The 4,507-nt window shown below is 67.1% G+C and carries 3 protein-coding genes; all 3 read left to right on the forward strand.

Annotated elements, in window-relative coordinates:
- On the forward strand, positions 1–2,988 hold a 2,988-nt coding region (locus tag C3488_RS39165), incomplete at its 5' end, for a ricin-type beta-trefoil lectin domain protein (protein ID WP_181139380.1).
- A 4-nt stretch (positions 2,989–2,992) separates the two neighbouring features.
- Positions 2,993–3,658: a DUF6193 family natural product biosynthesis protein gene (locus tag C3488_RS39170; RefSeq protein ID WP_146068029.1), complete on the forward strand. Its 666-nt coding sequence runs from the start codon at positions 2,993–2,995 to the stop codon at positions 3,656–3,658.
- Positions 3,659–3,941: 283 nt separating this feature from the next.
- Positions 3,942–4,507: DUF4328 domain-containing protein (locus C3488_RS39175; protein WP_103845578.1), on the forward strand; the 566-nt coding region annotated here is incomplete at its 3' end.

Below are 4,507 nucleotides of genomic sequence, written 5' to 3' on the forward strand. Positions count from 1 at the left end.
CGTCTGACCGCCGCCTGGACGGACACCGGAGGCATCACCGACTCGTCCAGCGCACCCGTGGGAGCCGTCGGCGGCTGCAACAGCACCTCCGTACAGACCACCACCACGGCACCTGTCAAGACCACGACGGTCGGCGGCCCGGCCCCGTACTGGCAGACCTACACGTACGACCTGCTCGGCGACCGCACGGGCATGGTCGACCACGACACCGGCGGCAACGCGCTCAACGACACCACCCAGACCACCGCCTACACCGGCACCGACGGCACCGCCACCGCCGCACTGCCCAACCAGTCCGGCACCACCACCAGCAGCAACCCGACCACCGGCACCGCGACCTGGACCCCGAACTACACCGACACCGGCTACACCCCGAACAAGAACGCCGGCAACACCATGAGCCGGAAGGTCCTCACCACCAGCCCGCTCATCTCGCCGCTGACCACCAGCACCGGAAAGAAGCTGTGCGTCGACGACGCCTCCTCGTCCACCACAGACGGCAACAAGATCCAGATCTACACCTGCAACGGCACCAATGCCCAGAACTGGACGGTAGGCACGGACGGCACCATCCGCGGCATCGGCGGCAAGTGCCTGGACGTCACCAGCAGCGGCACCACCAACGGCACCAAGATCGACCTGTACACCTGCAACGGCACCGGTGCCCAGCAGTGGAAGGCCGCGGCCAACGGCTCACTGGTCAACCCGCAGTCCGGCGAGTGCCTGGACGATCCGTCCAGCTCCACCACGCTCGGCACCCAGCTGCAGATCTGGACCTGCAACGGAACTGCGGCCCAGACCTGGAACCCGGTCGACTCCGGTACCAAGATCCCGGCCGGACAGACGCAGACGTTCACCTACGACGCCGAAGGCCGCACCGCGACCGTCACCACCCCTTCGGGCACCACCAACAACACCAGCAAGTACCTCTACGACGCCGACGGCAACCTGCTGGAGCAGACCAGCAGCACCGCCGGCACCGACAAGACCCGCATCCTGTACCTCTTCGGCGGCACCGAACAGATCACCCTGAACGTCTCCGCCAAGACCTGGACCGGCCTGCGCTACTACTCCGGCCCACACGGCACCACCATCACCCGCTCCAGCACCGGCACCGTCAGCTACCAGGTCGCCAACCTCCAGGGCACCGCCACCACCGCGATCGACGCGAGTTCGCTGGCGGTCACCCGCCGCTACTACGACCCCTACGGCAACCCCCGCGGCACCAAGCCCACCACCTGGGTGGCCGCTGACGAGAACCACGGCTTCCTGGGCAAACCCACCGACGCCACCACGGGCCTCGACCTCCTCGGCGCCCGCAACTACGACCCCGCCCTCGGCCGCTTCCTCACCCCCGACCCGATCTTCGAAGCGGGCGACCCCAACCAGATGGGCGGCTACGCCTACGCCGGTGACAACCCCGCCAGCGGCAGCGACCCCACCGGCCTGGCCCTCGACGGCACCGGCTCGGGTGGAAACCAGTCAGCTTACGACGACTACTGCAAGTACTTCCCGAATTCGGACATGTGCGGCGGCGGCACCGACACCTCCAGTGGCAGCTCAGGTGGTGGGAGCGGCGACAGCAGCAGTGGCTCGAGCTCCGGTTCCCCGGGAAACCCTTACGCGTGTGGCCGATTCGGGGATTGCGGACCGACGGTCAACTACAAGCACGATCCCGCGAAGATCGTCGTCAAGGTGGTTGTCAAGGTCGTCATCGAGCCCCTGTGGGACGTCGCCAAGTGCGAGTTCTGGATCGGCGGGGGCGGCGCGGGCCATGATCAGGCCTGCGACGTGGCCGGCGGCGTCATCTCGGGTGGAGGCCTGGAGGGCAGCGGCGCAGGGGCCGTCGGGGGTGCTGTGGACGGCGACGCCGGAGGCGCTCTGCAGGGCACGGCCGACGGTGACGCCGCCGCAGCAGCAGGCGCGGGTCCCGATGCTGTGAATGAAGCTGTCGACGACGAGGCCGACATCATCGCTGCGAAGAAGGCCAACGCGCAGGAACACGCCAAGGAAGCCGACGCCCAAGCGGCCCGACCCAGCGGACCCGGCGTGGGGGAAGAGGGCACCAAGCCTGCAGGCACCTGCAGTTTCTCGCCCGACACCCGTGTTCTGATGAAGGGAGGCGGGACAAAGCCGATCGGCAAGATCAAGGTCGGTGACAAGGTAGAGGCCGCCGACCCAAGGACAGGCAAGCACGACGGGTCGCACACCGTGACGGCGACCCTGACGCACCGCGACGACGACCTTCTCGACGTGACCGTGCGCGCTGCGGACGGCCGGACAGCGACCCTGCACACCACGTCCGAGCACCCGTTCTGGGACGAGACCGCTCACGCGTGGGTGCCGGCCGGAAAGCTCCTGGCGCACCACGCGCTCGTGACCGAGGACGGCCACGAGGTCCGTATCGCGGCCGTCCGCACGACTCCGGGCGCAGCCAGGCGCTACAACCTCACCGTCGCCCACGTCCACACCTACTATGTGATGGCGGGCACGGCGGCGGTGCTCGTCCACAACCACTGCGGCAATGAGCCGCAGGGGCGCTCCCCGAAGGCCGGCGACACCGTGGTGCTCGGCGTCAGGAAGCCGGGCAATGCCCTGGCCAAACAGATCAAGGGCGGGATGACCTTCAACCACGAGGACTACGGCTACTACCACGGTGGATCGACGCCGCAATGGGTTGACGAGGTCAACAACGCCCTCAAGGACGACAGGATCAACATCGCTGTCGAGCTCCACGGCGTCCTCGGCCCTGACGGCGCGGGCATGACACCATCGGAGTTGTTTGCCGAGGCCTACCGCCGAGGCGTGGCGAATGGCTGGCAGGGCGGTCCCGGAACGCAGTGGGAGATGTCCCGAGTGGGCTACTACGTCTACGCAGGGTGGCGCGACTGGGGGGACATCGATTTCTATCTGAACGGGGAGGCGATCCCGGCTGAGGAGTTCCCGAAACCGGACTGGGAAGGACTGAGGGCGAGTGCAGGACAGTAGGCGGATGACTGAGGACATCGAATCCCTGTATCCCGAGGTGTCGGAGCACGGCTCGCTCGCGGCTGCGTTGAACGCCATGTGTGGGAGACCGGATGATTGGAGCTTCTCCAACCCGAGTCCGGGCCGACTGCACGCACGTGCTCAGCACGACGATTCCATGATGTCCGTCTTGGCCGGGGCCGGCAGGAGGGCTTTCGTTCTGGACTTCGCGCGCCGCGGCAAAGGAGTCGCGCAGGGAACCACACCGGACCTGGCCGCCGTGCGCGGGGTGGCGGAAGCATGGCTCGGCGGGATGCCGCTTCGTGAGCTCAAGTCCCAGTGGCCGTTCGTGGAGTACACGGAGGTTCAGGAGGTGTACGCGAGCGGAAATGCGGCGGACCTGATCGAGGCGTACTGGCGTACGCTCCTTCGGGAAGTGTCCCCGGGCCTGCACTCCATCGTCACGGAGGCTCATGAACAGCCTCGCCTGCGTGCGATGTTTCCCATGGAAAGCCACAACAGGTTCCGCGTAGTCAGCGACCTGGGCAAGCCGTGGGACACCCCGTACATCCGGCTGAAACATCCCGAGGGCTTCGAACTGGTGAGTGCCGGGCAGGCCGGCGAGATCCTGGCTGAGGGCGATGCTCGCACGGTGATCGGTGCGTACGTGCGGGCGCTGAGGCGCGAGTAACAGAAGTGCGGGTGTGCGGCGGGGCAGGAGCCCACAGTCCGAAGGTCTTCTCCGGCCTCGACGCGAGCACTCCTCAGAACTTCAGGAAGGCGCCCTGGTAGGGCACGTATGTCGTCACTCCCTCCGTAAGGTGGCGCCCCCGTGAACCGGTCCCGGCCGTTGTCAACCGCGTCGAGGACGAGCCGGGCCATGGACGCACGACCGGTAAGCATTGATGCGTGATCCAGCCGACCATTCCTCGGCTGCCACAGGACAGGCGCCCACGAGCAGAAGGATTTCCATCATGACAAGACCGGATGCCAAGTCTCCTCGGCTCCACGCTGGCTTCGCGCAGGGCGCGATAGTGGTGGCGGCAGTGGTGGACGTGTACCGGGCCATGGCCGTCAGGGCTCACGTCGTGCATCCCACGGATGCGTCGCTGAAGGCGTCTGGATTCGCGTCGATGGTCTTCGTCTACGTCATGACGGCGGCAGCCGTGTTGTTCATTGTGTGGCTGGGGCGTTGTCGGCTTAACGCGCGGGTTCTCACCGGTGCGACTGTCGGGGCGTCCGGTGTCTGGGCTGTCGTGGCGTGGTTCATACCCGTGGTCAACTGGTGGTTCCCGCGCCAGTTCGTGCTGGACATCGAGCGCGCGAGTGCCGGTGTGTCGCAAAAGACCAGCAACGCGGCGTTGATCAACACCTGGTGGGCGGTCTGGGTCGCGCATCTTGTGGTGGGGGCGGTGGCACTGATGGCAGGACAGGGCAGCGCGCTCCCCTTCGTCGTGGTGGCGGAGGGCCTCACCGTGGGCGCGGCGGTGCTGGCGATCTGGGTCACCGAACACCTCACCCGGCTACAGGGTGCTGTGCT

It is taken from the genome of Streptomyces sp. Ru72 (assembly GCF_002920635.1).
GTDB lineage: Bacteria > Actinomycetota > Actinomycetes > Streptomycetales > Streptomycetaceae > Streptomyces.

Bases quoted from the DNA above. Each gene is read 5' to 3' on its own strand.
- C3488_RS39170 (WP_146068029.1), top strand. From the start codon at position 2,993: ATGACTGAGGACATCGAATCCCTGTATCCCGAGGTGTCGGAGCACGGC.